Source organism: Azotobacter chroococcum (genome assembly GCF_004339665.1).
GTDB lineage: Bacteria > Pseudomonadota > Gammaproteobacteria > Pseudomonadales > Pseudomonadaceae > Azotobacter > Azotobacter chroococcum.
Window position 1 is genome coordinate 40,976 of record NZ_SMMU01000022.1, and the last position, 25,003, is coordinate 65,978.

Here is a 25,003-nt window from a genome sequence, read left to right on the forward strand (position 1 = left end):
CTGATGTGCGCTCAGTATGCAATACCCGACCAACAGGATCAACTATTAATCCTTGCAATTTACTCGGAATTGCCCACCCCGACGGCACAGCCGGGATGGACCGGGAAACCTCAGACCGGAGGCTTGTCGTCCTCTTCCTTGACCCCCGCGAAATCCTCCTCGCGCAACGCCGGCAGCTCCTTCGCGCAATAATCGCTGCCCAGCGCCTTGAGCGCCTGGCACATGTCTTCGAGACGCTCGTCGACCGCATGCAGGTGATCGAGCAGCTGGCCGATGGCGTGCGCCACCGGGTCCGGCATGCTCTGGCCGAGGGCGTAGGCGTCGAAGCCGTACTTCTCGGCGAGCGCCTGGCGCCTGGCCTCCTGCTCGTCATCCGGCCTGGCAATGATCCGCCCGGGAATCCCCACCGCCGTGGCGCCGGCGGGCACCGCGCGGGTCACCACGGCGTTGGAGCCAATCTTGGCGCCGGCACCGACGGTGAAGGGACCGAGGATCTTCGCCCCGGCCCCGACGATCACGCCGTCCTCCAGGGTCGGATGGCGCTTGCCCTTGTTCCAGCTGGTGCCGCCCAGGGTCACGCCATGATAGAGCGTGACGTCGTCGCCGATCTCGGCGGTCTCGCCGATCACCACGCCCATGCCATGATCGATGAACAGGCGCCGGCCGATCCGCGCACCCGGATGGATCTCGATGCCGGTCAGCCAGCGCCCCACGTGCGAGACCAGCCGCGCCAGCAACTTCCAATCGGCGCACCACAGCCCGTGCGCCAGGCGGTGCAGCCACAGGGCATGCAGCCCCGGATAGCAGATCAGCACCTCAAGGGCGTTGCGGGCGGCAGGGTCGCGCTGGAAAACGCTCCGGATATCTTCTCTCATGCGTTCGAACATCACTGCCCTCTCCGCGTATGGGTCTCGTCGCGGGCCGCCTTCTGGGTTTCCGTAAGAATGCCGCGCAGGATATTCATCTCCAGCTTGCTGATCGCGCTGCGGCCGTACAGCCGGCGCAGGCGCGACATCAGATGGCGCGGCTTTTCCGGATCGAGAAAGCCGATCTCCACCAGAGTGCTTTCCAGATGCCCGTAGAACAGCTCGAGCTCGTCCATGGTGGCCGGCTGGGCATTGAGCATCGCCGTGGTTTCCAGCTTTTCCTGCTTGCTCGGCAGGCCTTCGACCGCCAGCCAGGCCATGCGCACCTCGTAGGCCAGCACCTGGACCGCCGCCGCCAGATTGAGCGAGCTGAACGAAGGGTCCGAGGGAATGTGCACATGGAACTGGCAGCGCTGCAGTTCCTCGTTGGTCAGCCCGGCATATTCGCGGCCGAACACCAAGGCTACCTCGGCGCCCTGCCCGACCTGCTCCAGGCAGGTCGTCGCGCACTCGCGCGGGTCCACCAGTGGCCAGGGAATCCGCCGGTCGCGGGCACTGGTGCCGAGCGCCAAGCTGCAGCCGACCAGAGCCTCCTCCAGGCGGGCGACCACCTGCGCATTATCGAGAATGTCGGTGGCGCCGGAGGCCCGGGCAACCGCCTCGCTACTCGGAAAGTCCTCGGGATCGACCAGATAGAGGCGGCTCAGGCCCATATTCTTCATGGCGCGAGCCGCCCCGCCAATATTGCCGGGATGACTGGTATTCACCAGGACGACGCGAATGTTCTGCAGCAACACCAGCTCCACAACGCTACACGGCCAAAGGGGCTGGAATCTTACAGAAGCTGGATAGCGAACGCCACGCGACCCCGGCCACTGCATACCCCGCCCGTTTCTGCTAGTATGGCCGGCTTTCTTTAACGACCCAGGTGAACCTCCATGCAGCCTATGCTGAATATCGCGCTGCGCGCGGCCCGCAGCGCCGGCGAACTGATCTTCCGCTCCATCGAACGCCTGGACGTCATCTCGGTCGACGAGAAGGACGCCAAGGACTACGTCAGCGAGGTGGATCGCGCGGCGGAGCAGACCATCATCGCCACCCTGCGCAAGGCCTACCCGAACCACACCATTCTCGGCGAGGAAGGCGGGCTGCAACCCGGTAGCGGCGAGGGCGCCGACTACCAGTGGATCATCGACCCGCTGGACGGCACCACCAACTTCCTGCGCGGCGTGCCGCACTACGCCGTGAGCATCGCCTGCAAGTACAGAGGTCGCCTGGAGCACGCCGTGGTACTCGACCCCATCCGCCAGGAGGAATTCACCGCCAGCCGTGGCCGTGGCGCCGCCCTCAACGGCCGGCGCATCCGTGTCAGCCCGCGCAAGAGCCTGGACGGCGCCCTGCTGGGCACCGGCTTCCCGTTCCGCGACAGCCAGCTCGAATACCTCGAGAACTACCTGGGCATGTTCCGCGCGCTGACCGGCCAGACTGCCGGCATCCGCCGTGCCGGCGCCGCCAGCCTGGACCTGGCCTACGTCGCCGCCGGCCGCTACGATGCCTTCTGGGAGTTCGGTCTGTCGGAATGGGACATGGCCGCCGGCGCCCTGCTGATCCAGGAAGCGGGCGGCCTGGTGAGCGACTTCAGCGGCGGCCACGAATTCCTCGAGAAGGGCCATGTGGTGGCCGGCAACACCAAGTGCTTCAAGGCCGTGCTGACCGCCATCCAGCCGCACCTGCCGCCGGCTCTGAAGCGCTGAAGCGACACCGGAAAAATAAAAAAACCCGCCATGGCGGGTTTTTTATCGACCTGAAAAAGCACCGCCGGACAGGCAACCTACCACACGGGCGAAGGCTCCTCCCGATCCAGCCGCAACCGGCCGTTGTGCACCGGAATCCGCGCACCGGGATCATGATCCATGCGCACCCAGCCGACCTCCTGGCCCAGACGGTACTTCACGTCGTAGCCGACCACTCCGTAGTCGTAGCCGTTGCCGGCCACCCCGTCGCAACGGGTTTCGGTGGTGGTCTGGGTATTGCGGGCCTGCAGAGTTTCCTGAATCTTGTTGCCGGCATAGCCACCGGCGACTGCTCCGGCCACGGCGGCGAGCTTCTTCCCGCTGCCACTGCCGACCTGGCTGCCGAGCAGACCGCCGGCGACCGCACCGATCAGCGTACCGGCGATCTGCTGCTGATCCTTGACCTCTGCCGGACGGCTCACCTCGACCTCCCGGCAGGCGTCGCGCGGCGCTCCGCCTTCCTCCCCGACCGGCTGCACCGCCAGCACGTCGGCGTATTCGGGCTCGCGCTCGCCCAAGCCATAGGCGGATGCCATCCCGCTCGCGGCCAGCCCCAGCGCGCCGCACACCACACCCACGATCATTGCCTTGCCCATCACTGTCTCCTGCCTGCGCTCGCCCTACCGCACGGATGGGCGCCGGCAGTTGGACTGGCGTACCAGCAGGCAGTTCCGCTTCGCTCGATCTCAGGGGCGCAGGTCCGCCTCGGTCTCCTCGGCGACCGGGGGGATCAGGTCGTCGCGAGTCAGCTTCAGCCAGACCAGCGTGAGGTTGGCGATATAGACCGAGGAATAAGTCCCTGCCGCCACCCCAATGAACAGCGCCAGGGAGAAGCCCCACAGCGCCTCGCCGCCGAACAGCATCAGCGCCATCACCGCCAGCAGGGTGGAAACCGAGGTCGCCATGGTGCGCAGCAGCGTCTGGGTCGTGGAAATGTTGATATTCTCGATCAGCTCGGTCTTGCGCAGCAGACGGAAGTTCTCGCGGATGCGGTCGAACACCACAATGGTGTCGTTCAGCGAATAGCCGATGATCGCCAGCACCGCCGCCAGCACCGTGAGGTCGAACGGAATCTGGAAGAAAGAGAACACGCCGAGGGTGATGATGACGTCGTGGAACAGTGAAAGCACGGCGCCGCAGCCGAACTTCCACTGGAAGCGGAAGGCCACGTAGACCAGGATTCCAGCCAGCGCCAGCAGCATGCCCAGCCCGCCCTGGTCGCGCAGCTCCTCGCCCACCGCCGGACCGACGAACTCGACGCGCTTGACCGTCGCCGGATTGTCGGCGGCGGACTGACGCAGCGCCGCCGCCACCTTCTCGCCCAGCTGCGGATCGTCGCCCTGCAGGCGCACCAGCACGTCGGTGGTCGCGCCGAAACTCTGCACCAGGGCATCGCCGTAGCCGGCCTCGTCCAGCTTGGCACGCACGCTCGCCAGCTCGACGGGGCGCTCGTAGGTCAGCTCGATAAGGGTGCCGCCGGTGAAGTCCAGGCCGAAATTCAGCCCCCTGATCGCCAGACTGGCCAGCGACACCAGGGTCAGCGCCAGGGTGGCGATGAAGGCCACCCGGCGGATACCCATGAAATTGATTACGCGCTTCATGCCGAACCCCTCAAATCCACAGTTTCTTCAGATCGCGGCCACCGTAGATCAGGTTGACCAGGCCACGGGTCGCCATGATGGCGGTGAACATGGAGGTGACGATCCCCAGCGACATGGTCACGGCGAAGCCCTTGACCGGCCCGGTCCCCAAGGCGAAGAGGATCCCGCCCACCAGCAGGGTGGTCAGGTTGCCGTCGAGGATCGCCGAGAAGGCGCGGACGAAGCCCTCGTGGATGGCCCTCTGGATCGACAGGCCGTTGGCGATCTCCTCGCGGATGCGCGAGAAGATCAGCACGTTGGCATCCACCGCCATGCCCATGGTCAACACGATACCGGCGATGCCTGGCAGGGTCAGGGTCGCCCCGAGCAGCGACATCAAGGCCATCAGCAACACCATATTGAAGGCCAGCGCCACGACGGCCAGCAGGCCGAAGAACTTATAGATCAGCAGCATGAACACGGTGACGAAGAGGAAACCCCACAGCGAGGCCTGAATGCCCAGCTGGATGTTCTCCGCGCCCAGGCTCGGACCCAGGGTGCGCTCTTCGGCGAAATACATGGGCGCCGCCAGACCACCGGCACGCAGCAGCAGCGCCAGCTCCGAGGCCTCGCCCTGGCCGTCGAGGCCGGTGATGCGGAACTGGCTGCCGAGCGCCGACTGGATGGTCGCCAGGCTGATGATCTTCCTCTCTTCGCGGAAGGTCTCAACCGCCACCTCCTGCTCGACGCCGTCGACCATCTGCTTGACGTAGCGGGTCACCGGCTTCTGCTCGATGAACAGCACCGCCATGCTGCGCCCGACGCTGTTGCGGGTCGCCCGGTTCATCAGCTCGCCACCGTGGCCGTCGAGGCGGATGTTCACCTGCGGACGGCCGTTCTCGTCATAGCCAGCCTGGGCGTCGGTGACCTGGTCGCCGGTGATGATCAGGCTGCGCTCCAGTGCCACCGGCGGACGCCCCTCCTCGCGGAACTCGAAGGTTTCGGTCATGGCGCGCGCGGCATCGGGCTCGGCGGCCATGCGGAATTCCAGGTTGGCCGTCTTGCCGAGAATCCGCTTGGCTTCGGCGGTGTCCTGCACGCCGGGCAGTTCGACCACGATGCGATTGGCCCCCTGGCGCTGCACCAGCGGCTCGGACACGCCCAGCTCGTTGACCCGGTTGCGCACCGTGGTCAGGTTCTGCTTGATCGAGTACTCGCGGATCTCCGCGAGCTTCGCCGGGGTCATTACCAGGCGCAGCACCTGCAGACCGTTGCGCTCGGCGGCGGCCAGCTCGAAATCGCTGAAATTCTTGCGTATCAACGCCTGGGCCTGCTCCAGCTGCTCGCTGTCGGCAAAGCCCAGCTGGATGGCGCCGTCCTGCTGCGGCAGACTGCGGTAGCGCTGACGCTCCTTGCGCAGCAGGCTCTTCACTTCGCTTTCATACACCTTCAGGCGCGCATCCAGCGCCTTGTCCATGTCCACCTCGAGCAGGAAGTGCACACCACCGGACAGGTCCAGGCCCAGCTTCATCGGACTGGCGCCCAGCGCGCGCAGCCAGCCGGGCGTGGTCGGCGCCAGGTTCAGCGCCACCACGTACTCGTCGCCGAGCACCTTGCGCGCCACATCCTTGGCCTTCAGCTGGTGCTCCTGATCGGCCAGGCGTACCAGCCCGGCCTTGCCTTCATTGGCCAGACTGCTCGCCTTGACGGCGATGCCGGCCTCGGCCAGCGCCTTGCCGACACGCTCGAGATCGCCCGGTCCGATCGGCCGGGCCGTGCTTGCCCCGCTGATCTGGATGGCCGGGTCGTCGGGAAACAGATTGGGTGCGGAATAGACGATGCCGACCAGCAGCACGGCCAGGATCAGCAGATACTTCCACAGGGGATACTTGTTGAGCATGACGCCGTCCGATTGAGACGCGGGGCGCCTTGCGCGCCCCGTCATGGATGAAGGGAGTGGAGCTTAGATGGCTTTCAGGGTGCCCTTGGGCAGGGAGGCGACGATCGCGCCCTTCTGGATCTTCAGCTCCACGGTATCGGAGACTTCCAGCACGATGAAATCGTCGGCCACCTTGCTCACCCGCCCGGCGATGCCGCCGCTGGTCACCACTTCGTCGCCCTTCTGCAGGCCGCCCAGCAGGTTCTTGTGCTCCTTGGCACGCTTGGCCTGGGGACGCCAGATCATGAAGTAGAAGATGACCAGGAAACCGACCAGGAAGATCCACTCGAAGCCGGTACCCGGCGGGGCGCCTGCGGGGGCAGCGGCTTCGGCATAGGCGGCGGGAATCAGAAAACTCATGTAACGCTCCTGTTGGAAGGATTCGGAAAGGACGGCCGGCTCAGGTCAGCGGCGGCACCGGCAGACCGCGCCGGGCGTAGAAGGCATCGACAAAGGCGGCCAATTTACCCTGTTGAATAGCCTCGCGCAAACCAGCCATCAGACGCTGGTAATGCCGCAAGTTGTGGATTGTATTCAACATGCTGCCCAGCATTTCGCCGCATTTGTCCAAATGATGCAGATAGGCGCGGGAGAAATGTTTGCAGGTGTAACAGTCGCAGGCCGGATCCAACGGCGACTCGTCGTGCCGATGCACCGCATTGCGGATCTTCAGCACCCCGCTATCGACGAACAGATGGCCGTTGCGTGCATTGCGGGTCGGCATCACGCAGTCGAACATGTCGATGCCACGGCGCACCCCCTCGACCAGATCCTCCGGCTTGCCCACCCCCATCAGGTAGCGCGGCTTGTCCGCCGGCAGCCGCGGCGGCAGGAAGTCCAGCACGCGGATCATCTCCTCCTTCGGCTCGCCGACCGACAGGCCGCCGATGGCCAGGCCGTCGAAGCCGATCTCCTCGAGCCCCTCCAGCGAGCGCAGGCGCAGATCCTCGTGCATGCCGCCCTGGACGATGCCGAACAGCGCTGCCGGATTGCCCTCGTGAGCGATCTTCGAGCGCTTCGCCCAGCGCAGCGACAGCTCCATGGAGCGCCGCGCCACCTCCTCATCGGCCGGATAGGGCGTGCACTCGTCGAAGATCATCACGATGTCCGAGCCGAGTTCGCGCTGCACCTGCATCGACTCCTCCGGGCCCATGAACACCTTGGCGCCATCCACCGGCGAGGCGAAATACACGCCCTCCTCCTTGATCTTGCGCAGCGCCCCCAGGCTGAACACCTGAAAGCCGCCGGAATCGGTGAGGATCGGCCCCTGCCACTGCATGAAGTCGTGCAGGTCGCCATGCCGGCGGATCACCTCGGTGCCCGGCCGCAGCCAGAGGTGGAAGGTGTTGCCGAGGATGATCTGCGCGCCGATCGCCTCGATGTCGCGCGGCAGCATGCCCTTCACCGTGCCATAGGTGCCCACCGGCATGAACGCCGGGGTCTCGACCACCCCGCGGGGGAAGGTCAGACGGCCGCGGCGGGCCTTGCCGTCGGTGGCCAGCAACTCGAAGGACATATGACTCATGGGGTTTCCTCGGGGCCGCGGGGAGCGGGATTGCGGGTGATGAACATGGCATCGCCATAGCTGAAGAAGCGATACCCGTGCTCCACGGCGGCCGCGTAGGCGGTCATGGTCTCGGGATAGCCGGCGAAGGCCGACACCAGCATCAGCAGGGTGGACTCGGGCAGATGGAAATTGGTCACCAGGGCATCGACCACATGGAAGGGCCGCCCCGGATAGATGAAGATGTCGGTATCGCCGCTGAACGGCTTGAGCTCGCCGTACCGCGCGGCGCTCTCCAGCGAGCGCACGCTGGTGGTGCCGACCGCGATCACCCGCCCGCCGCGGGCCCGGCAGGCCACCACGGCATCGACCACATCCTGACCGACCTCCAGCCACTCGCGGTGCATGTGGTGATCCTCGATGCGCTCGACACGCACCGGCTGGAAGGTGCCGGCACCGACGTGCAGGGTGACGAAGGCGGTATCCACGCCCTTCTCGCGGATCGCCGCGAGCAGCCCCTCGTCGAAGTGCAGACCGGCGGTGGGCGCCGCCACCGCGCCGGCGCGATCGGCATAGACCGTCTGATAGCGCTCGCGGTCGGCCGCCTCGTCGGGGCGATCTATATAAGGAGGCAACGGCATGTGCCCGACGCGCTCGAGCAGGGGCAGCACGCTCTGGTCGAAACGCAGCTCGAACAGGGCATCGTGGCGGGCGAGCATCAGTGCCTCGCCGCCGCCTTCGATGAGAATCTTCGAGCCGGGCTTGGGCGACTTGCTGGCCCGCACATGGGCCAGCACCCGGTCGTCATCCAGCACCCGCTCGACAAGGATTTCCAGCTTGCCGCCGGAAGCCTTCTGCCCGAACAGGCGCGCGGGAATCACCCGGGTATTGTTGAACACCATCAGATCGCCGGGCCGCAGATAGTCGAGCAGATCGGCAAAACGCCGGTGCTGCAGGCTCCCGGTCGCTCCGTCGAGCACCAGCAGCCGGCTGGCACGCCGCTCGGCCAGCGGATGCCGGGCAATCAGGGATTCGGGAAGATCGAAATGGAAATCGGCGACGCGCATGGCAGAAAGGTCAGCTTTTCGGGGCGCAAAGCTTACCGGAAAGCACTCCGGGTGACCACGCGGCACGATTGACCCGCTCCGCTCGCCTCCCTATACTGCGCCGCCATCGTGCCTCGGTGGCGGAATCGGTAGACGCGGCGGATTCAAAATCCGTTTCTGGCGACAGAGTGAGAGTTCGAGTCTCTCCCGGGGCACCACACAATCTTTTCGAGCCTTCCCAAGAAAGCCCGAAACCCACGAAGAACCGGCCTCTGAGCCGGTTTTTTGTTGTCTATGCTTCCCATACCTTCCCTTGTAAGCCCAAACATTTGGGGGTATATCTGGGGGAACCTGAGTTCGGTCACGGACGATTCCCCCAAAATGAGAGCAAGCCCAGACGCTGCAAGCCTTGCAGCAGCACCTGCGAAATCGAAGCCGTACAAGATCACGATTGGCCAAGGGCTTGCCCTGCTGGTAAACCCGAGCGGCTCCAAGCAATGGCGCTTCCGTTATCGCTTCGGTGGGGTAGCCAAGAGCCTGAGCATGGGAGCCTTCCCTGCCGTGTCGCTGGAGCAGGCCATCCAAGCCCGTGACGAAGCCCGCACCATGCTCAAGGCCGGCACCGATCCGAGCGCAGCCCGCAAGGCTGAGCGGGAAGCCAACATGCCGCAGCGCCAGCGAGCCAATACCTTGCGCCTGGTGCTGAGCCAAGAAAACGCCCTGACCATCGAGACGCCGCGCCAAGTCCTGCGGCTGACGCCAGAGCAGACAGCCGCCGTCCGCTCCTTCCTGCTGGCTGCCGATCCGGAGAGCAATGGCCATGCCCCTGACTGACAGCGCCATCAAAACCGCTAAGCCCAAGGAGAAGCCCTACAAGCTGAGCGATGCCCACGGGCTCTATCTGTTGGTCAACCCAAACGGCTCCAAGCTGTGGCGGCTCAAGTATCGAGTGGCCGGCAAAGAGAAGGGGCTCGCTTTCGGCGCCTACCCTGCTGTCGGCCTACAGCAAGCCCGCAAGAGGCGCGACGAAGCCCGCCAGCTGCTGGCCGAGGGCAAAGACCCCGGCGCCGAGCGCCAGGCCGAGAAGGAGGCGCAGCAGAGCAACGGACTGACCTTCGAGACGCTGGCGCGGGAGTGGCACGCCTACCGGGCGCCGCGCTGGGCGAAGTCCACTGCCGACAAGACCGCCGCCTATCTGGAGTCTGACTTGCTGCCAGCCCTGGGCAATCGCCCGGTGAAGGCGATCACCCGCCCCGAGCTAGTGGAGCTGCTACGCAAGATCGAGGACCGGGGCGCACACAACGTCGCCAAGAAGTGCCGCCAGTGGCTGAGCCAGATTTTCCGCTACGGGCTGGCCAAGGGCAGCGTGGACGCCAACCCGGCCACCGATCTGGACGTGGTAGCCGCCCATGCACCAGCGACCCGCCATCACCCACACGTTGCCTTCGCCGAGCTGCCCGAGCTGCTGGGCAAGATCGAGGGCGCCAGCATCAACGTCCTGACCCGCCATGCCATCCGCCTGCTGGTGCTGACTGGCGTCCGCCCGGGGGAGCTGCGCGCCGCCCCCTGGTCAGAGTTCGACCTCGAGGCCGCCGTCTGGACGATCCCGAAAGAGCGCATGAAGGCCCGTCGCCCGCATGTGGTCCCCCTGCCCCGCCAAAGCGTGGCGATCCTGCGCCAGCTGCAAGAGATCACCGGGGGCTACGCGCTGGTCTTCGCCGGCCGCAACAACAGCGCCCGCCCGATGAGCGAGAACACGGTGAACAAGGCATTGGCCGATGCCGGCTACCGGGGCCGCCAGACCGGCCACGGCTTCCGCCACCTGCTGAGCACCGAACTCAACAGCCGCGGGTACAACCGGGACTGGATCGAGCGCCAGCTCGCCCACGGCGACGCCGACGAGATGCGCGACACCTACAACCATGCCACCTACCTGGAGCAGCGCCGGGACATGATGCAAGCCTGGGCCGACTCGATAGACGCGCTGTGTGCTGGCGCCAACGTGGTGGCCATCAAGCGCAAGGCATGACTGGCTGAACCGCCCCAAGTTTTCGTGGGGAGCCAGCAGTGCCGTCCGCCCTAGACACTCCAACAACCGGATAACTCCCAAATACTCCCACAACATCCCCATACAGCGCAGGTATACTGCGCGCCTGTCGCTGCAAATATGTACAGCGCTCAGCACCGACCAGCCTAACCCGCAAAGGGGAAACGCGGAGCCCTATCCGCCAGGCAGGCCGACCATTGAAGCCATGGACGGCATAAAGTAGGTTGGGAGAAACGATGTTTACAGGCTTCGAGCACATTCCTCTGGACAAGATTGCCCGCGAATGGGATGACGGGCACCCTCCGATCAATCCATATCTGTTGGCCAGCGAAATGGCTGCTCTTCTACGCACGCTGGCACCTGCAGACTATCCCATAGAGAAAACCCACGTTTCTGCCATCCTGAGCAACTCAGCACACGGCAGAGAAGGAATCACCTACGGCGAGCTTGCCACCTATTTCGACAGCGCTAGCCAGGATAAAGCCGCCGCAACGATCACCACTAGCTCCGGGGCTATTCCTGCGGCCTCAGTACTGATCAGTCGTCAATGGGTCAACGCCCTTGCCAACGAGGCCACCAAACGCGCTACCCAGGTCGCAGGCTTAGCATTTCCGGCAAACGACAGCTTCAACGTCGCCATGGTTGCCAATGCCTCGCCGATTGCCAGCTACGCCGAGCAACTACCGATCCTATCTGGCAGCGAGCCGGGCTATCTGAATATGCGCGAGGCCCATCTACGCCGGAAGGGAGAAAGCAGTGCTGCCGAGCAGTTGGATGCCGAACGGACTGCGCGCCAGCGTGCGGAGCGAAGCGAGGCAGACAAAGAGGCCATCATCGTCGCTTTGAAGGCACAGCTACAGAGGGTCCATTGGGAGTGCGAGGGCTTGCGCCAGGAGTTCAACAAAAGCGAGCGAGAGCGCGTGAAGCTGGCCGAACAGCTATGCGAGCATGCCGGCATCATCGAATTCATGAACCCGGACAATCCGCTTTCCCCGGTCGAAGGGCGGCGCGGAGTCTCGGCTTGGTGCGAACTGACCGAAAACGGGACGTTTGACCCTGTAGCAGAAAACGGGGTTGGCATGGGAGAGCTTGCCCGGCGCTGGTGGAAAGACCGCTTCGGCGAGCCTGCCGGCGCTGTAGTTAGGCATTTGCGGTGGGCGCTTACTTGGCCTGCCCGCAAGAAAGGCGGCATGGTCGCCAAGCGCCAGCGCGAAAAGGGGTGACACGTTCCAAACCAGCGCCATGCCTGGCTGGCGCTGGCTTATCCACATCGAGCCATCCGCAACCTGTCACCCGTTGATTGGAACCTGTCACCTGTTCGGCCCTGGGCCGCCAGGCCAGCATTTCGCCATGTTCCCCAGCAGCCCCAAGGAGGCGCACGACATGGCAGGCACTACCCTTCCCCAACTTCACCAAGACTCGAAGGCCGAACTTGAACGGCGCGCTGAGGTCACCAAGGCGCGCCGCTTCATCAAGCTGCCCGAAGTCCGCAGACTGACCACTCTTTCCACGTCCGAGATTTACCGCCGGATCGCTGCCGGCACCTTCCCCGCACAGATCATGCTGGGGCCGAAGTCGGCTGTCTGGATCGAAGCCGAGGTGCTGGCTTGGTGTGATGAGCGGATCGCCGAGAGCCGTGGGGAGGTGGCCTGAATGACGGATAAAAAGAAGGCCGACCAACAGGGCAGCCCAAAGGAAGTGTTTGTCCATGATAGCAGCGCCAGCCCCGCCGAGCTGCTGGCGCCGTATAACTCGCTGAACCGCTTCGAGGCCGAACTCCTGGGCGACCACTGCCTCAACTCGACGATTGCCAAGCTGACGCACAACTACGGCCTGGAGTTCCAGCGCCAGCCGGAGAAGGTGCCCAACCGCTGGGGCGCCCCCTGCGACGTGATCCGCTATTGCCTGCCGGAGAGCCAGCACCAGCGCGCCCGTACCGTACTGGCGCTGCTGTGCAAGCCGGCTAAGGGCCGCAAGGAGGTGGCAGCATGAACGCCATCGTCGAAATGCCAGTAATGATGACCAGCCTGGAGCTGGTGGACTTCATCAACGATCACCGTCGTAAGCAAGATGACGATACCGTTCTACGTCACGATCATTTCATGGCCAAGGTGCCAAAGGTGCTTGGCGAGGCAGCTCCCAAATTTATGGGAACTGACCTATACGCCAATGGCACTGGTGGAATGATCAAGCGCGATATCTACCGCTTCCCCAAACGCGAGTCCTGCCTGATGGCCATGTCCTACAGCTACGAGTTGCAGGCGGCCGTGTTCGATCACATGACCGCGCTGGAGGAGCGGTTGAAACAGGGGGCTTCAAGTCAGCTCCCCCAGACCTACATCGAAGCGCTTGAGCATCTTCTGGAGGCCAAGAAGGCCGAGCAGGCAGCCATCGGCGAGCGCGACCACGCCATTGCGACCAAGGCCCAGATCAGTCGCACGCGCGAGGCTAGTGCCATGGCCACCGCCTCGGCCGCCAGCCGCAAGGCCCGCCAGCTCGAACAGGAGCTGGGGCGCGGCACTCGGCACGCGACCATCATCGCCGTCGAGAAGGCCTCTGGCCGCAAGTTCGGAGCTCAAGGTTTCCGTCCGCTGCAGATGTGGTGCAAGGCGCATGACGTGACGCCGCCGAAGGTGCCGTGCCCGCGCTACGGAAAGGCCGTGTCCTGGCCGGCAGATGCGTGGAGGGAGATCTACGGCGTTGACCTGGGCGAACTGTTCGGCGCGGAGGGGGCCACTGCTGGCGTCCTGCCGCCGGGAGGTGAGGCATGATCGCTCTCAGCGAAAAACGCGGGGCTACGGCAGATCGCCGCCCCCGCGCTACTGGCTCAACCTTGACGGGAGCCAGATTCCTGCCGGCTGGCGCCGGTGACAGGCTGGGAGTCTACTCCTGCCCCAATGCGGTTGATAACCCGCGCTCGCGCAACAGACTCATGCGCCTTGGCGATGAACTCCGCGTCGCCCCCTGCCTCCTCGATGCAAGCCTCAAGGTAGAGCGCAATGTCCTCCTCGGTTTTGAGATGGTCGATAACGTCCCACCTGGTGAGCCTGATAGCCATGCCGCCCTCCTGGATTTGCCGGCCTACTCCGGCGAATGCGTCTTGAGCCAGTCCGCCAACACGGCATCCATGCGGGTCTGCCAGCCGGGGCCCATGGCGCGGAAGCCTTCCAGCACCTCGGGCGACAATCGGATGGTGGTGGAGACCTTCACCGACTTTTTCTGCGGCCCACGCTCGCCACGCCGGCGGATGGTCGCTTTCTTCCAGAAGGCATCGACGGCCTCGGGATCGTTCGGATCGTACAGCTCGTCTTCGGAGCTGTACGGGATCGGGGCCTCGGCCTCGGCCTCGCGCTTCACCCGATCCCAGTCAGTCTTTGAGGTTCGCATAGAGTTTCCTCTCCTGTTTGGAGGCACGGCGCAGCGAGATGGCGCGCACATCGGCGCCCCGCTCCACGTACACCAGCACCAACACCACGCCCATGACTTCGACCATAGCAATGTCCATCAAGCGCTCCTCGCCCTGCCTGGGCGATTGCAGCGTGATCTTGTCGGGCGCGTCGTACACCAGTGCGGCATCGGCCAGGTCCAGCCCATGCTTGGCGAGGTTGGCTTGCCGTTTTGCTTCGTCGTAGATGATCATGATTTTAATGTAATAACAATAAAATCACCGATCAACCCGACAGGATGGAAAGTACGGCATCGCACTTGCGCAGGCGCCACCCTGAAACCGGGGGTTGCACGCGCCGACCGCCGCCGCTACTCTGCGCCCGTCGCGGTAAGTCCCGTGACCAGTGGGCTTGGCCGCCCCAGTCGAAACTTGGCGCACAAGCGCCCCAACACCATTGCAGGCGCTTTTTTGTGCCCGCAATGCTGTGTCATGGTGGGCTGTGTGGGGACACCTTCGGGTGTGCCGGGTTCCAAGTTTCCCGGTCGGCCAACCCCGCACAGTCCGCCACCATTCCCTGCTTGGCCGCAGGCGGTGGCGGTTCCAATCTCAAACTTGGAGCACCACCCCATGAAGCAAGACCCCGCCCTCAATCCGTCCGCACTCCAGCAACGCGCCAGCGCCCACCGCGCCATGGCTCTGTCCGCCCTTCACGCCGACACCTCCCTGTCCGTCCGCCTGCGCCGCTACAACGAGCACATGGCCAAGGCTCGTGCCCTGGAAGCACAGGAGGTGGCCTGATGATCGCCCCCACCCGCAACCCTCGCACGGCCCTAGACTGGCTGCGCACCGATCACTCGATCCGCATCGACGCCCTGAACCTGCCCGACCAACTGCGCCACGTTCACGCGCTGATCGCCCTGGAGGCTGTAGGGGGCGCAATGGGCAAGTCCGCCACCAGCTCCGCCATGCGCAGCATGCACGCTCTCCTGGCTGACGCCGGCCCCTTCGCCCCCGAAGCCTTCGAGGACTGACCCATGCGTGACTTTCAACGCTGCCAACCGGCGGCGACGGGACCGGCTTGCCCGGAGAAAGGCCCGGCCCTGCAACTGACCCCGCACCACCTGGAGCTGATCCGCACCGCGCAGCAGGCACTCCACCGCGCCACCGACCAGACCAGCACCGCCGCCGAGCGTGGCGCCGCACTCACCGTCTGGCAGGCCGCTGCCGAGCGGCTGGCCGTGGCGCTGATCGCTCGCCTGGAGAGCATCGAGGAGGCCCACCCATGACCGTCGTTCCGTTCAAGCGCAAGCGCGGCGGGGGCGAGCCGCCCCGCGAAGCGCCACAGATCGACCGCGAAGCCCTGGAGGAGCTGCTGCGGGAGTTTCTGGATCGGTCCGGCTACGTCGACCACCGGTACAGCTTGCACAAGCGCATCGAGCTGTACCACATCGCCAACCGGCTGGGCGACGTGCTCCAGCAGTTCGCCCAACCGCCGAAGGGGGCTGTATGAGCGACGCCGTGATCCTGTTCCGTGACGCCTTGCAGGCGATCTACGGCCCGCTCGATTGGCTGCCCGCGCCGGATGGCCAGCTCCACCGCTTCCACGTCCCCGGCGACCGCAGCGGCAGCCGCAACGGCTGGTATGTGCTGTTCCCGGATGGGCTGGCCGCGGGCGCCTTCGGCAGCTGGAAGGCTGGCGCGGTCCACCACTGGAGCAGCCGCACGCCTGCCGACCCGCAGGAGGCCGAGCAGGTGCGCCAGCGCATCGAACAGGCCCGGCGCCAGCGGGAGGCCGAGCAGCGCCGCCGCTGGGCCGCTGCCGAAAGCTGGGCCGCCCGCTGCTGGCAGGGAGCCCGGCGCGCCGAAGCCGGCCACCCGTATCTGGTCGCCAAAGGGGTGAAGCCCCACGGCCTGCGCCAGCGCGGCGGCGAACTGCTGGTGCCGCTGTTCCACGACGCCCGGCTGGTGAATCTGCAACGCATCGCCCCGGACGGCGGCAAGCGCTTCCTGCCCGGCGGGCGGGTGACAGGCTGTTATTCCACGCTCGGCCAGGTCGAGGCCGGGCAGCCGCTCTACCTCTGCGAAGGCTGGGCGACCGGGGCGACGCTCCACGAGCACACCGGCACCGCCGTGGCCGTAGCCCTGAACGCCGGCAACCTGCTGGCGGTCGGGCAGCACCTGCGCCGCCGCTATCCAGACGCCGTACTGATCGTGGCCGGTGACGACGACCGCCAGACCGAGGCCGAGGGCAAGGGCAACCCCGGCCGGATCGCCGCCAACCGCGCCGCCGTGGCGCTGGGCTGCGGCGTGGTGCTACCTGTCTGGCCCACCGCGGCACCGCTCCACCTCTCCGACTTCAACGACCTTGCCACCTGGAGGGCCGCGCATGAGCCAGCCTGAAACCTCTGCACTGACCCTCATCACCCAGCCCGAGCCGCCCAGGGTGGAGCCGGAGCGCCCCTGCTGGGGTGTCTATGAGTCCTGGGTGCAAAACGAGAAAGGCCGCCGGCTCAAGCCAGGCGTGTACTGGCACGGCTACCGACGCACTCAGGAGGACGACGAGGCCGAGCCGGGCGACGACAGCGAGCGCCCCCTGCTCGACGACTGGATCGCCTCGCCGGTATTCGTCACGGCGCGCACCCTCAACAGCGACGACGGCAGCGAGGGCCGCCTGCTGCGCCTGGTGACGCAGAACGGGGAGAAGGAGTGGGTGCTGCCTATGGAGGTGTTCGGCGGCAGCGGCGAGGACGCCCGGCGCAGCCTGTTCGCCATGGGCGTGCTGATCAGCCTGAAGAAGCGCAGCGCCTTCATGGAGTACCTGCTCGACCAGCAGCCGCGCCAGACTCTGGCCACCACCAGCCGCCCGGGCTGGCACGAGTCGGGCGTGTTCGTCCTGCCCCACCGCACCCTCGGCGGCGACGGGGTGCGCTACCAGACCGCCGGCCGGGCACCGAACCTCTATGCCGCCCGCGGCGAGCTGGCGCAGTGGCAGGGCCGGGTGGCCGCCCGCTGCCTGGGCAATCCGGTGCTGACCCTGGCCATCGGCTGCGCGCTGGCCGGGCCGCTGCTCAACCTGGTTGGGGTAAACGGCGGCGGTGTTCACCTGGTCGGCGATAGCTCCAGCGGCAAGTCGCTGGCGCAGCTGATCGGCGCCTCGGTGTGGGGCGACCCGGGCGTGTTCGCGGCCAGCTGGGACATGACCAAGGGCGGGCTGGAGATCGAGGCCGCCTCGCGCAACGACACCCTGCTGTCGCTGGACGAGATCAAGCGCGCCGATCCCCGCCGCGTGCAGGAAATGGCCTATGCCCTGGCGAACGGCCAGGGCAAGGGCACCATGACCCGCGAGCGCGAAGGACGCGCCAAGCTCCATTGGCGCTTGCTGACCCTCTCCAGCGGTGAGCGCTCGCTCTCCGAACACGCAGCCGTCGGCGGCAACCCGGCCCACGCCGGCGCCGAGCTGCGCATGGTGGACGTGAATGCCGGCACCCGCACGCACCGCGCCTTCGACGAGTTGCACGGCATGGAGGGCGCGGACTTCCACCGGGCGCTGACCGTCGCCGCCGGCCAGCACTATGGGCACTTGGGGGCGGCCTTCGTCGAGCGGCTGATCGCCGGCGACGACCGCGACGGACTGCTGGAGGCCTTCGCCAAGGTGCGCGCCCGTTTCGCGGTGGAGAACGCGCAGGCCGGTCGGGTGGCCGACCGCTTCGCCGTCATCGCCCTGGCCGGCGAGATGGCCATCGCCTATGGCCTGTTGCCCTGGCCGGTGGGCACCAGCCTGGCCGACAGCCAGTTGCTGTACCGCGAGTGGCTGGAGCGGGTGGGCAGCGGCAATGCCGAGGACCGGCAGATTCTGGCCGGCATCGCCGGCTTCATCGAGCGCCACGGCAGCAGCCGTTTCTCCGACGTGGATGCCGGCGAGTCGGACAGTCGCATCTTCGACCGGGCCGGCTACTGGGAGCTGGACGGCACCCGCCGGCTATATCTGTTCAACAAGTCCGGGCTGATCGAGGCCGCCGCCGGCTTCGGGCTGGCGCGGATCATCAAGGCTCTAGAGGCGGCCGGCGCCATCGCCAAGCGGGATACCGACCGCAAGCGCTACACCAAGAAATACCGGCTGCCAGGCGGCGGCTCGGCAGGGCTGTACGTGGTCGATCCCGAACGCCTGGAGAGCGAAGGGGGCATCCATGGCTGACGCTATTCAGGCCCGGCACAACGCATTTCACACATACAGGAACCTGAAATCGGTGGGAACAGTGGGAACAGTGGGAACGCCCAGCAATGGCGCGGGCTCCAGCCGTTCCCACCCCATAGAAAGAAGTGGGAACGGGTGGGAACACAATTCATCCTGTGAACATAAGAGCGGAGATTCTTATGCCTTTCTGTTTGTTCTGTTCCCACTAGAAAACCCGGTGGGAACGTGTTCCCAGTCTGGAACCCGCGTGGTTACTGGCTGTTCCCCCGTTCCCACTGTTCCCACCGTATTTCAGACGTGTGTATGGGGTATTGGGGCTGGCGCCAGGGAGTGCCCATGACTCTGCTGGCGGAACTGTTCGAGCAGTTGGAGGCCGGGCTCGAGGAGGGAGACCAGCGGCAGACCGCCGCCCAGGTAGGCGTGGTGGAGGCTGCCACGCAGGCGCCGGCCATCAACGACTACCAGACCGCCCCGGACCCGTCGCAAGCGATGACAGCATCGCCAGCAGTACCAACCCCAGCACCCGCAGCGGAGCGCCCAGCAGAGGCCCGCCGCAATGCCTGGACGATCACCCGCGGCGAGAAGCCGGTCTGCACGATCTGCGGCGCCCCCATGACCCGCGCCGAAGCCCTGGCCGAAGCCCGCTGGCGCTGGCCGGATGCCGATATTCTGGAGAACTGAACCATGACCGCGACCACGAAACAGCGGGTTTCAGAAGAACAGCGCCGCCGCGTGCTGGAGCTGCGCCGCCGGCTGTCGCTGCGCGAGGTGACCACCACCACCAGCCTGCCGCTGGGCACGGTGAAGACCCTGGTTTCGCGCTCCGGTGCCTTCCGCGACAACGAACAGCACCGCGCCCTGTTCAGCCTGCCGCCGATCCGCGAGAGCGCCGAGACGCTGCCGGCCGTGCCGGAGCTACCGCCGCAGGAAGTCATCACCGGCGACAAGGAGGTGGATGCCGTGCTAAAGAAAGGGAAGCATACGACTCCTCGATGCAGTTTCGGGTTATGGAAGTAATGGAGGCTGCGGTTCGGTGGTCGCTCTTCGCTAATGGGGTCTCGCAGCATGGCTGACGCACTTTTCTTCGATGGCTCCTCGGTAAATGCTGCTGACTTCACCCCAGAGGCTTGGGAAGGCATGAAATCTGCCAGCGCCGTGAATCCTCAGCTTTTCACAATGGCTTGTTGCGGGGCACGGGCTGTTTTGAAAACAAGCATCTACGGCGTCCAGTTCTTTGCCCACTACTCGGATGAGTGTGCCACCGCTCCGGAAACGCAGTGGCACGTCGCAGGGAAAGACATGGTCATGGGAGAGCTGCGAGTTCTAGGTATCCAAGGAGTGCTGGAGAAGACTGGGGGGGCTGGCAAGCACAAGTGGCGGGCTGACATTTACTTTGAGCTGCCTGGCCGGCGCGTGGCTATCGAAATCCAGCACTCTTACCTGCATTACCGGGACTTTCTGAGGCGCCAGGAGCGGTACAAGCAGGATGGTGTGGAGTGCTACTGGTTGGTACGGCAAGAGAGCGTCTATCCGGCACTCTGCAAGACAATTGTCAGGAACAGGCTCAAGAACGAGCACGGGAACAAATGGCCTATGCTGCCTATCCAAGTCTATCCGGCGATTCCGGATATGTTTTTCGCCATTCTCCTTCCTGATCGTGATACTCAAATAGTTATACCGGGCTTGGCTGTGCAGACTAAAACTCTGCTACAAGCGATCATGGCCGGCAACCTTCGCTATAATGGGAACTACTGGTCGATTTCAGGAGCATAGATATCTCTCCTTCCCTTGATCAGAATATCGGCATAAGGGTCTTTTCGACTGCTCTGCCCATTACTCCGGAATATCAGCTAGTCACCGCCCCTACGCGCGAGCTGTTCGCGACGATGGTTTGCACCTTGGTTACCACCGGCAGTTTCCACGGAAAGTAACCAGCACCGCAGTGGAAGCCCCGCTGCCGTCCTCTGTTGCGTTGGCCCCAGTCACATAGCGTCGCCCGCACCTGGACATGGTGGGGGGCGGTTACATGCGGAACGCGATCTGTGCGGCGACAACCCTGGTGACGCTCGGCGGGAAAACCAAGCCGGCCCCCGAGTGGGCCGCCGAGCGCGGCTTGAAGTGGCAGACGGTGAAAATGCGCCGCTATCGTGGTGCCAGATGGGAGGAGGCACTGCGCCCAGAGCTTTACGCCAGGAGTTGGATGGAGGGCTGGTCGCTGGTCTGTTGAGCCGTATCAGCGCTTGTCGATCCGAAGCTGCGCGCCCGCAACTGGAGGCGCTATGGCCTGCTGAGTCGCTGCCATAGCCAAGCACTGAACCGAGCCCACGGCAAGAGCCGTAGTACCTCAGGCTGCTGGCGCCTATTTGATCTGGCCTGTGCTACGAGGAACAGAAAGCGCTCCTCCTCCTCAACTGACCAGCGCCTTGCTTCGGCGCTACTCGAGGGGGGTGTTGGATCTTCGAGTTCCATCGTTTGGAATACCTTCGGCAGTTCCAAGTACTTGTATTCGCTGCCTTCAACTTCCTTATCCAACCAGCTCATTGCCACTCCTGTCGACTCGACTTGCCACTATGATCATGCCGTCAGCCCGATAAAGTGTGTGATTGTGTCCCAGCACTTTACTTCCGTGGTCATTCCCATGAGCTATTTAAGCATCCTCCAGCTTTGCGCCCTGCGCCTACGCCGTCTCCTGAATTTCCCCAGAAAACCCTGTGCAGGGAATGAAGGCAAACCGGCTCGCCGCGGTGTCATTACCTACGATTTGAACGGCGATATCCTGTATCTCCCGCCGCGAAATGAATGAGGAAATACGGAATCAGCGCTTGCCGATCAACCTGCGCCAAGCATCGCCGAGTCTTGTGGGCCAAGGGCTCGTGGCGCAGGGTTCCGATCCGCAGTATGCGCGAGGTTTCAGTTCGCCAATTGCGCTTTCCGAATTTCGGGAAATGCACAGTACATGCGGAGCAACTCGATTGGTGCAAATTGCCCTGATCGATCAGCGCGCAGTCCACGCACAAGGTATCCCTATCGCCGGTATCCAGATGCCGGTATCCAACGCGGTATCCACGGGCGAGCAGGTACGCAGCCACGGTACGCAAGCCGGTACGCACAGAACTGTGCCTATCGAGCTGGCACTGGCCGATGCCAGCCTGATGCGCTCGCAGACGGCTGACGCTGATACAGCATGATCCTGGCTCAGGTTCGCAAGACGCTGGTTCGCAAGCGGGTTCGCAGGCAAACCCTGAGTACCTCGCCAGGGGATGCGCAGGAACGGGAACATGAACAAGCCTCATGACCCTTGCCTTGGTTTCCAGCGATGGTTAACACGATGGTTTCCAGCCAAATGCCTGTTTTCCGTGGCACCGATCTGGAGGAAGCAATCCGCTCGCGTGATCGGATGGAAGATGAGGCCAGATGCGGGCACGGTCGGTTCCGGTACGCGTACCCCTACGCATGGATCCCCTACACCTGCCCAGGGAAACATGGGCGCTGACCTCTTGACCCCCGGCACGCGACGGGACACTTCAAAGAGTGGCAGCCCGCGCAGCACAGGGAGTGACTCCAAGGATGATGGGGAAAGAGGGAATGTCAACCCAGGCACGCGTCTGGTACGAGGTGGTTCGAGCGCGAGAGCGCCATGCCTGAAAACGCTGGCTGTCAGCGCCGTTACCTCACTGTTACACGACCGCTACCCTATCGTTGTGCATCTGTTGAACGCCGCCTAAATGTGCGGAAGATGGCGAGATAATGATTCTCGGCAGCCACACAAATGCTAAGCAAGTCCTACTGTGTTGGATGGCTATTCTTGCATCTTCAACTCAGGGAAGGAGACGCTTTGATGGCCACTCTGTATACATTTGTATGCACTGAAAGCGGCAAATTGACATGGCGTCGTGGGAGTTCTTTATTCACTCGCGCCCTGGAGGACGGCAGCGTAAAAAAGTGGATTCTGCCAATCCTCAATAATGATGAAGAGTGCAAGATTATTGGGAATTTGGCGCTGCCTTTGATCTGTCAGACGCAAAAATCTAGATAATTATTTCGAGACTCGGTTGCTGAAGCTGATTGTCGCTCTGCTCTGGTAGCTGGAAAGCTATCGGCGAAATCTGCCGGTAAGCGCCTTGGTGGCCGGCCAGTCGAGCCGATGCCGCCCTGGCTCCCTGTCGAGCAATACGCGCGCGAGAGACGGAGCGATTCGCTCTCCCTACCAGCTGTGCCGCCAAGACGCACACAAGCCAGCACCGCCCCGCCGTCATGGCCGGTATGGGAGGAAGGAGGCGAGCGCTTCAAGCGGTATGAGGCCGGTATCATCCGTATCGAGGTATCCACTGGAGGCCGCGCCAGACGCTACCCCCGGGACTTTTTGGGAACTCCAAAAGAAGAAGACCAGTGGAGGGCCAGAGGTAGCCCGGCAACGTGGCCATGCCTGCGGCTGAGCCATGCTAGCCAAGGCAGCGACCAGCACCGGGTCAGGCATCGCCAAGGTTGTGCCCGGCACTGGCGTGAAACGCTACCTCGCCGTTACTTCACCGTTACACGACTGCTACCTCACCGTTGCGCGCCCGTTGAACGTCTGCTGAACGTCCGTTGAACATCTGCTGATCGAACGCGCCTGCGGCGCCTGGCCGATCACCTGGGAGGCTGCCCCGATCCGAGGCCCCCTTGCTGCCGACCATCACCACGAGCCGGGGCCGGCGGCGATCACTGCGCCATGTCAGCCAAGGCAGTGATCAGCACCGGGCCAGCACCAGACCGGCACCGGGCCGGGCATCGCCAAGGCAGTGACGAGCACCAGCCCCTGTCATGGGTCCTTTCTGCCCCCCGCCACCCCTGCGGGTAATTCGAGCCTCGCCGCCGGACTACATACGGGCGATTTCCCACCGGACTATTTCCGGGTCCGGTTTCGCATGGAAACCGCGCCAGCCGCCACACAGAGGCTGCCAGCCATGCGGAAATGACCGGACACAGCCGCAGGCCACACAGCAAGACGAGCGAGGCCGTTTGAGGTTGGCCTACCTGAGGCGCCAGTACCGCAGCTGCTATCCCTGGTGACAATCCCTTTCCAAAGCAAGTACAGGAGCGCCGCACGCTGAGCTCCTGCCAGTATGTTTGGCGCTACAGGTGGTATTGACGGAGAAAATAACTACAGCTACGATCTTCTCAAAATAGAGAATTTCATAGCTGTACATGTAAGCTTGAGGGGGATAGCCGAGGAGAACACATGAGGACGTCCATATGAGACTGACACCGTTTGGAGAAGCCGTGCGGCTGCTTCGAATGAAATTCGATCTTTCCCTTAAAGCCATGGCAGAGGCTATGGGTATCAGCTCGGCACACCTGAGCGGGATTGAATATGGAGAGAAGCGGCTTTCTGACAAGCATATTGAGGCTGCTATTAGTTTTTTTTCCAGCCGCGCCAATGCTGATCAGCTACAAGAGCTTCAGCTTGCAGCTGATCGCTCAAAAGATATGGTGAACACATCTGAGTTGGACGCGGATGCAAGAGGGTTAGTGGCTGCGTTTGCAAGGCGTTTACAGGAGGGAGAGGCCCCCTCCGAGGAAATCAGGAACTGGCTTAACAAGCGCGATAAGAAAGAGGAGTAATACTTGACGACACTCTACTCGAATGGAGCCATCCGAACGCCTCAGGGACTGAGAGTGAGCCCGCACAGTTATGCCTCGCTAGAGGAGGTCGCTACGGGGATCCGCGATGCGCTCCCCCTTCGGGCAGGTGAACGTTACAGTTTGGATTGCGCACGAATCCTCGAACAGACGCTGCCTAATGCAGGGTTCAAGTACAAGATCGTTGAAGTCGACGATTTGGATGAGTGCGCCGCCTTTACCATTCCAGAGAAGGGGCTAGTGGTGATCAGGGAAGATATATACGACATGCTATATAACGGCCATGTGTTTGGCCGGAGCACTGTCGTGCATGAAATGGGGCACATAGTGTTGAAGCATGCAGTTACTCTGCACCGAGGAGCAAAGCTGGGCCAACATCGTTTTTGCGAAGACTCTGAATGGCAGGCTAAAGCGATAACTGCCGCGCTGATGATGCCAGTAGAAGCTTGCGTGGAAGCTGGCACCCCTGAGGAGCTCGCTCGAATGTGTGGCACCAGCGTACAAAGCGCGACTTTTCGCCTAGATAACTTGAGGAAGTACGGCAAGATTTCTGGCCAGCGGAGGCTGTTCTGGTGAAACAACCCAGAAACCGCTAGGCAATAAAAAAGCCCAGGAGTGCGCTAACACTGCTGAGCCTTGGTGAGGTGAACGAGGGTCTACCAAACCACTCTGATCCCTGCACAGATGTCTTGGGGAAGACGCTGGGCAGTCTAGTCCTAAGGGACAGATCAGAGCAAGCCAAAACCCTCCCATCCTTCACAGGAGGGGCTTTCTATGGCTCGTTCGCACGTGAAGTCAGTGTTCGTCCACGCCTACTGGCGGTTCCGTCTGGGCCGCTGGGAGAGCGTTTGCCAGCACTGGCGTTCTCATCCTGGTCAACTGACCTTGTTTTAAATCCTAGGCGGCCCCTCGAGGCCGCCTTTTCAATGGCTATGTCTGAGTTAGCTGTTGCATGGCTGCTCGCCCCAGCGCCTCCCTCAAGCAAATCAATGGATTGAGCGGCGTCTTGTAGCGCTCGAGCAG

At 63.8% G+C, this 25,003-nt stretch carries 30 protein-coding genes and 1 tRNA gene; 20 read left to right on the plus strand and 11 right to left on the minus strand.

Annotated features, from left to right (window positions below):
* Positions 1-110 precede the first annotated feature (110 nt).
* Both cysE and trmJ read right to left on the minus strand, forming a co-directional pair.
* On the minus strand, positions 111-887 hold the full coding sequence (gene cysE, locus EV691_RS16355) for a serine O-acetyltransferase (protein WP_039802412.1): 777 nt from the start codon (positions 885-887) through the stop codon (positions 111-113).
* Positions 887-1,663: a tRNA (cytosine(32)/uridine(32)-2'-O)-methyltransferase TrmJ gene (gene trmJ, locus EV691_RS16360; RefSeq protein WP_131298478.1), complete on the minus strand. Its 777-nt coding sequence runs from the start codon at positions 1,661-1,663 to the stop codon at positions 887-889. Before trmJ ends, cysE begins: the two co-directional genes overlap by 1 nt.
* Positions 1,664-1,804: 141 nt before the next feature.
* Between trmJ and suhB the strand changes: the two genes are divergently transcribed.
* On the plus strand, positions 1,805-2,620 hold the full coding sequence (suhB, locus tag EV691_RS16365; RefSeq protein WP_039802410.1) for a type III secretion system regulator SuhB: 816 nt from the start codon (positions 1,805-1,807) through the stop codon (positions 2,618-2,620).
* Positions 2,621-2,697: 77 nt separating this feature from the next.
* Here the strand turns inward: suhB and EV691_RS16370 are convergent, their stop codons facing one another.
* From EV691_RS16370 to queA, 6 genes are all read right to left on the minus strand, one after another.
* A complete protein-coding gene (locus EV691_RS16370) occupies positions 2,698-3,255 on the minus strand; it encodes a glycine zipper 2TM domain-containing protein (protein WP_131298455.1) in 558 nt (185 codons plus the stop codon).
* Between the two features lie 90 nt (positions 3,256-3,345).
* Positions 3,346-4,260, minus strand: coding sequence for a protein translocase subunit SecF (gene secF, locus EV691_RS16375; protein ID WP_131298456.1), 915 nt, complete (start codon positions 4,258-4,260; stop codon positions 3,346-3,348).
* 10 nt (positions 4,261-4,270) lie between these two features.
* Positions 4,271-6,139 (minus strand): protein translocase subunit SecD, encoded by a 1,869-nt coding sequence (gene secD / locus EV691_RS16380; protein ID WP_131298457.1) that lies wholly within the window; start codon positions 6,137-6,139, stop codon positions 4,271-4,273.
* A gap of 63 nt (positions 6,140-6,202) precedes the next feature.
* A complete protein-coding gene (gene yajC, locus EV691_RS16385) occupies positions 6,203-6,538 on the minus strand; it encodes a preprotein translocase subunit YajC (RefSeq protein WP_039802399.1) in 336 nt (111 codons plus the stop codon).
* A gap of 40 nt (positions 6,539-6,578) precedes the next feature.
* Positions 6,579-7,694: a tRNA guanosine(34) transglycosylase Tgt gene (gene tgt / locus EV691_RS16390; protein ID WP_131298479.1), complete on the minus strand. Its 1,116-nt coding sequence runs from the start codon at positions 7,692-7,694 to the stop codon at positions 6,579-6,581.
* A 5-nt stretch (positions 7,695-7,699) separates the two neighbouring features.
* Complete coding sequence (gene queA, locus EV691_RS16395; protein WP_131298458.1) at positions 7,700-8,749, minus strand: tRNA preQ1(34) S-adenosylmethionine ribosyltransferase-isomerase QueA; 1,050 nt, start codon at positions 8,747-8,749, stop codon at positions 7,700-7,702.
* Between the two features lie 110 nt (positions 8,750-8,859).
* Between queA and EV691_RS16400 the strand changes: the two genes are divergently transcribed.
* From EV691_RS16400 to EV691_RS23615, 7 genes are all read left to right on the plus strand, one after another.
* A tRNA-Leu gene (locus tag EV691_RS16400) sits at positions 8,860-8,946 on the plus strand.
* A 163-nt stretch (positions 8,947-9,109) separates the two neighbouring features.
* Positions 9,110-9,562 (plus strand): Arm DNA-binding domain-containing protein, encoded by a 453-nt coding sequence (locus EV691_RS16405; protein ID WP_131298459.1) that lies wholly within the window; start codon positions 9,110-9,112, stop codon positions 9,560-9,562.
* Positions 9,549-10,757: a tyrosine-type recombinase/integrase gene (locus tag EV691_RS16410; RefSeq protein ID WP_131298460.1), complete on the plus strand. Its 1,209-nt coding sequence runs from the start codon at positions 9,549-9,551 to the stop codon at positions 10,755-10,757. The genes EV691_RS16405 and EV691_RS16410 overlap by 14 nt, the downstream gene beginning before the upstream one ends.
* A gap of 254 nt (positions 10,758-11,011) precedes the next feature.
* Positions 11,012-11,998, plus strand: a complete 987-nt coding sequence (locus EV691_RS16415) for a hypothetical protein (RefSeq protein ID WP_131298461.1) — start codon at positions 11,012-11,014, stop codon at positions 11,996-11,998.
* Between the two features lie 160 nt (positions 11,999-12,158).
* A complete protein-coding gene (locus EV691_RS16420) occupies positions 12,159-12,428 on the plus strand; it encodes a helix-turn-helix transcriptional regulator (protein WP_131298462.1) in 270 nt (89 codons plus the stop codon).
* A complete protein-coding gene (locus EV691_RS16425) occupies positions 12,429-12,767 on the plus strand; it encodes a hypothetical protein (RefSeq protein ID WP_242672527.1) in 339 nt (112 codons plus the stop codon).
* Positions 12,764-13,546: a hypothetical protein gene (locus EV691_RS23615; RefSeq protein ID WP_207390193.1), complete on the plus strand. Its 783-nt coding sequence runs from the start codon at positions 12,764-12,766 to the stop codon at positions 13,544-13,546. The genes EV691_RS16425 and EV691_RS23615 overlap by 4 nt, the downstream gene beginning before the upstream one ends.
* 56 nt (positions 13,547-13,602) lie before the next feature.
* Here EV691_RS23615 and EV691_RS16435 read toward each other — a convergent pair whose 3' ends face one another.
* Genes EV691_RS16435 through EV691_RS16445 form a run of 3 tightly spaced genes read right to left on the minus strand, consistent with a single transcriptional unit; the run spans position 13,603 to position 14,415 of the window.
* Complete coding sequence (locus EV691_RS16435) at positions 13,603-13,833, minus strand: helix-turn-helix domain-containing transcriptional regulator (RefSeq protein WP_131298463.1); 231 nt, start codon at positions 13,831-13,833, stop codon at positions 13,603-13,605.
* Between the two features lie 23 nt (positions 13,834-13,856).
* On the minus strand, positions 13,857-14,162 hold the full coding sequence (locus tag EV691_RS16440; RefSeq protein WP_131298464.1) for a BrnA antitoxin family protein: 306 nt from the start codon (positions 14,160-14,162) through the stop codon (positions 13,857-13,859).
* On the minus strand, positions 14,143-14,415 hold the full coding sequence (locus EV691_RS16445; RefSeq protein WP_131298465.1) for a BrnT family toxin: 273 nt from the start codon (positions 14,413-14,415) through the stop codon (positions 14,143-14,145). The genes EV691_RS16440 and EV691_RS16445 overlap by 20 nt, the downstream gene beginning before the upstream one ends.
* A 375-nt stretch (positions 14,416-14,790) precedes the next feature.
* Between EV691_RS16445 and EV691_RS23395 the strand changes: the two genes are divergently transcribed.
* From EV691_RS23395 to EV691_RS16505, 12 genes are all read left to right on the plus strand, one after another.
* Positions 14,791-14,961 carry a hypothetical protein gene (locus tag EV691_RS23395; RefSeq protein ID WP_165496540.1) on the plus strand — a complete coding sequence of 57 codons (171 nt, stop codon included), beginning with the start codon at positions 14,791-14,793 and terminating at the stop codon, positions 14,959-14,961.
* Positions 14,961-15,194: a hypothetical protein gene (locus EV691_RS16450; protein WP_131298466.1), complete on the plus strand. Its 234-nt coding sequence runs from the start codon at positions 14,961-14,963 to the stop codon at positions 15,192-15,194. Before EV691_RS23395 ends, EV691_RS16450 begins: the two co-directional genes overlap by 1 nt.
* 3 nt (positions 15,195-15,197) lie before the next feature.
* Entirely contained in the window at positions 15,198-15,449 is a 252-nt protein-coding gene (locus EV691_RS16455; protein WP_131298467.1) for a hypothetical protein, read from the plus strand.
* On the plus strand, positions 15,446-15,673 hold the full coding sequence (locus EV691_RS16460; protein ID WP_131298468.1) for a hypothetical protein: 228 nt from the start codon (positions 15,446-15,448) through the stop codon (positions 15,671-15,673). Before EV691_RS16455 ends, EV691_RS16460 begins: the two co-directional genes overlap by 4 nt.
* Positions 15,670-16,563: a toprim domain-containing protein gene (locus EV691_RS16465; RefSeq protein ID WP_131298469.1), complete on the plus strand. Its 894-nt coding sequence runs from the start codon at positions 15,670-15,672 to the stop codon at positions 16,561-16,563. Before EV691_RS16460 ends, EV691_RS16465 begins: the two co-directional genes overlap by 4 nt.
* Positions 16,550-18,358, plus strand: coding sequence for a DUF927 domain-containing protein (locus tag EV691_RS16470; RefSeq protein WP_131298470.1), 1,809 nt, complete (start codon positions 16,550-16,552; stop codon positions 18,356-18,358). Before EV691_RS16465 ends, EV691_RS16470 begins: the two co-directional genes overlap by 14 nt.
* A gap of 336 nt (positions 18,359-18,694) precedes the next feature.
* The gene (locus tag EV691_RS16475) at positions 18,695-19,039 is read left to right on the plus strand and encodes a hypothetical protein (protein WP_131298471.1); all 345 of its coding nucleotides are present in this window, start codon (positions 18,695-18,697) and stop codon (positions 19,037-19,039) included.
* A gap of 3 nt (positions 19,040-19,042) precedes the next feature.
* Positions 19,043-19,375: a hypothetical protein gene (locus tag EV691_RS16480; protein WP_131298472.1), complete on the plus strand. Its 333-nt coding sequence runs from the start codon at positions 19,043-19,045 to the stop codon at positions 19,373-19,375.
* A gap of 48 nt (positions 19,376-19,423) precedes the next feature.
* Entirely contained in the window at positions 19,424-20,131 is a 708-nt protein-coding gene (locus tag EV691_RS16485) for a competence protein CoiA (protein WP_165496541.1), read from the plus strand.
* Positions 20,132-21,180: 1,049 nt separating this feature from the next.
* Positions 21,181-21,546 (plus strand): hypothetical protein, encoded by a 366-nt coding sequence (locus tag EV691_RS16495; protein WP_131298475.1) that lies wholly within the window; start codon positions 21,181-21,183, stop codon positions 21,544-21,546.
* Between the two features lie 2,047 nt (positions 21,547-23,593).
* The gene (locus tag EV691_RS16500; protein WP_131298476.1) at positions 23,594-23,962 is read left to right on the plus strand and encodes a helix-turn-helix domain-containing protein; all 369 of its coding nucleotides are present in this window, start codon (positions 23,594-23,596) and stop codon (positions 23,960-23,962) included.
* A gap of 3 nt (positions 23,963-23,965) precedes the next feature.
* Complete coding sequence (locus EV691_RS16505) at positions 23,966-24,556, plus strand: M48 family metallopeptidase (protein ID WP_207390194.1); 591 nt, start codon at positions 23,966-23,968, stop codon at positions 24,554-24,556.
* Positions 24,557-25,003 lie beyond the last annotated feature (447 nt).

Bases quoted from the DNA above. Each gene is read 5' to 3' on its own strand.
- EV691_RS16480 (WP_131298472.1), top strand. From the start codon at position 19,043: ATGACCGCGACCACGAAACAGCGGGTTTCAGAAGAACAGCGCCGCCGC.
- EV691_RS16485 (WP_165496541.1), top strand. From the start codon at position 19,424: ATGGCTGACGCACTTTTCTTCGATGGCTCCTCGGTAAATGCTGCTGAC.
- EV691_RS23395 (WP_165496540.1), top strand. From the start codon at position 14,791: ATGAAGCAAGACCCCGCCCTCAATCCGTCCGCACTCCAGCAACGCGCC.
- EV691_RS16445 (WP_131298465.1), bottom strand. From the start codon at position 14,415: ATGATCATCTACGACGAAGCAAAACGGCAAGCCAACCTCGCCAAGCAT.
- EV691_RS16425 (WP_242672527.1), top strand. From the start codon at position 12,429: ATGACGGATAAAAAGAAGGCCGACCAACAGGGCAGCCCAAAGGAAGTG.
- secD (WP_131298457.1), bottom strand. From the start codon at position 6,139: ATGCTCAACAAGTATCCCCTGTGGAAGTATCTGCTGATCCTGGCCGTG.
- EV691_RS16450 (WP_131298466.1), top strand. From the start codon at position 14,961: ATGATCGCCCCCACCCGCAACCCTCGCACGGCCCTAGACTGGCTGCGC.
- EV691_RS16460 (WP_131298468.1), top strand. From the start codon at position 15,446: ATGACCGTCGTTCCGTTCAAGCGCAAGCGCGGCGGGGGCGAGCCGCCC.
- EV691_RS16410 (WP_131298460.1), top strand. From the start codon at position 9,549: ATGCCCCTGACTGACAGCGCCATCAAAACCGCTAAGCCCAAGGAGAAG.
- EV691_RS16435 (WP_131298463.1), bottom strand. From the start codon at position 13,833: ATGGCTATCAGGCTCACCAGGTGGGACGTTATCGACCATCTCAAAACC.
- EV691_RS16415 (WP_131298461.1), top strand. From the start codon at position 11,012: ATGTTTACAGGCTTCGAGCACATTCCTCTGGACAAGATTGCCCGCGAA.
- EV691_RS16440 (WP_131298464.1), bottom strand. From the start codon at position 14,162: ATGCGAACCTCAAAGACTGACTGGGATCGGGTGAAGCGCGAGGCCGAG.
- EV691_RS16405 (WP_131298459.1), top strand. From the start codon at position 9,110: ATGAGAGCAAGCCCAGACGCTGCAAGCCTTGCAGCAGCACCTGCGAAA.
- EV691_RS23615 (WP_207390193.1), top strand. From the start codon at position 12,764: ATGAACGCCATCGTCGAAATGCCAGTAATGATGACCAGCCTGGAGCTG.
- EV691_RS16420 (WP_131298462.1), top strand. From the start codon at position 12,159: ATGGCAGGCACTACCCTTCCCCAACTTCACCAAGACTCGAAGGCCGAA.
- EV691_RS16470 (WP_131298470.1), top strand. From the start codon at position 16,550: ATGAGCCAGCCTGAAACCTCTGCACTGACCCTCATCACCCAGCCCGAG.
- EV691_RS16455 (WP_131298467.1), top strand. From the start codon at position 15,198: ATGCGTGACTTTCAACGCTGCCAACCGGCGGCGACGGGACCGGCTTGC.
- cysE (WP_039802412.1), bottom strand. From the start codon at position 887: ATGTTCGAACGCATGAGAGAAGATATCCGGAGCGTTTTCCAGCGCGAC.
- tgt (WP_131298479.1), bottom strand. From the start codon at position 7,694: ATGTCCTTCGAGTTGCTGGCCACCGACGGCAAGGCCCGCCGCGGCCGT.
- EV691_RS16475 (WP_131298471.1), top strand. From the start codon at position 18,695: ATGACTCTGCTGGCGGAACTGTTCGAGCAGTTGGAGGCCGGGCTCGAG.
- EV691_RS16465 (WP_131298469.1), top strand. From the start codon at position 15,670: ATGAGCGACGCCGTGATCCTGTTCCGTGACGCCTTGCAGGCGATCTAC.
- secF (WP_131298456.1), bottom strand. From the start codon at position 4,260: ATGAAGCGCGTAATCAATTTCATGGGTATCCGCCGGGTGGCCTTCATC.
- EV691_RS16370 (WP_131298455.1), bottom strand. From the start codon at position 3,255: ATGGGCAAGGCAATGATCGTGGGTGTGGTGTGCGGCGCGCTGGGGCTG.
- yajC (WP_039802399.1), bottom strand. From the start codon at position 6,538: ATGAGTTTTCTGATTCCCGCCGCCTATGCCGAAGCCGCTGCCCCCGCA.
- EV691_RS16500 (WP_131298476.1), top strand. From the start codon at position 23,594: ATGAGACTGACACCGTTTGGAGAAGCCGTGCGGCTGCTTCGAATGAAA.
- suhB (WP_039802410.1), top strand. From the start codon at position 1,805: ATGCAGCCTATGCTGAATATCGCGCTGCGCGCGGCCCGCAGCGCCGGC.
- queA (WP_131298458.1), bottom strand. From the start codon at position 8,749: ATGCGCGTCGCCGATTTCCATTTCGATCTTCCCGAATCCCTGATTGCC.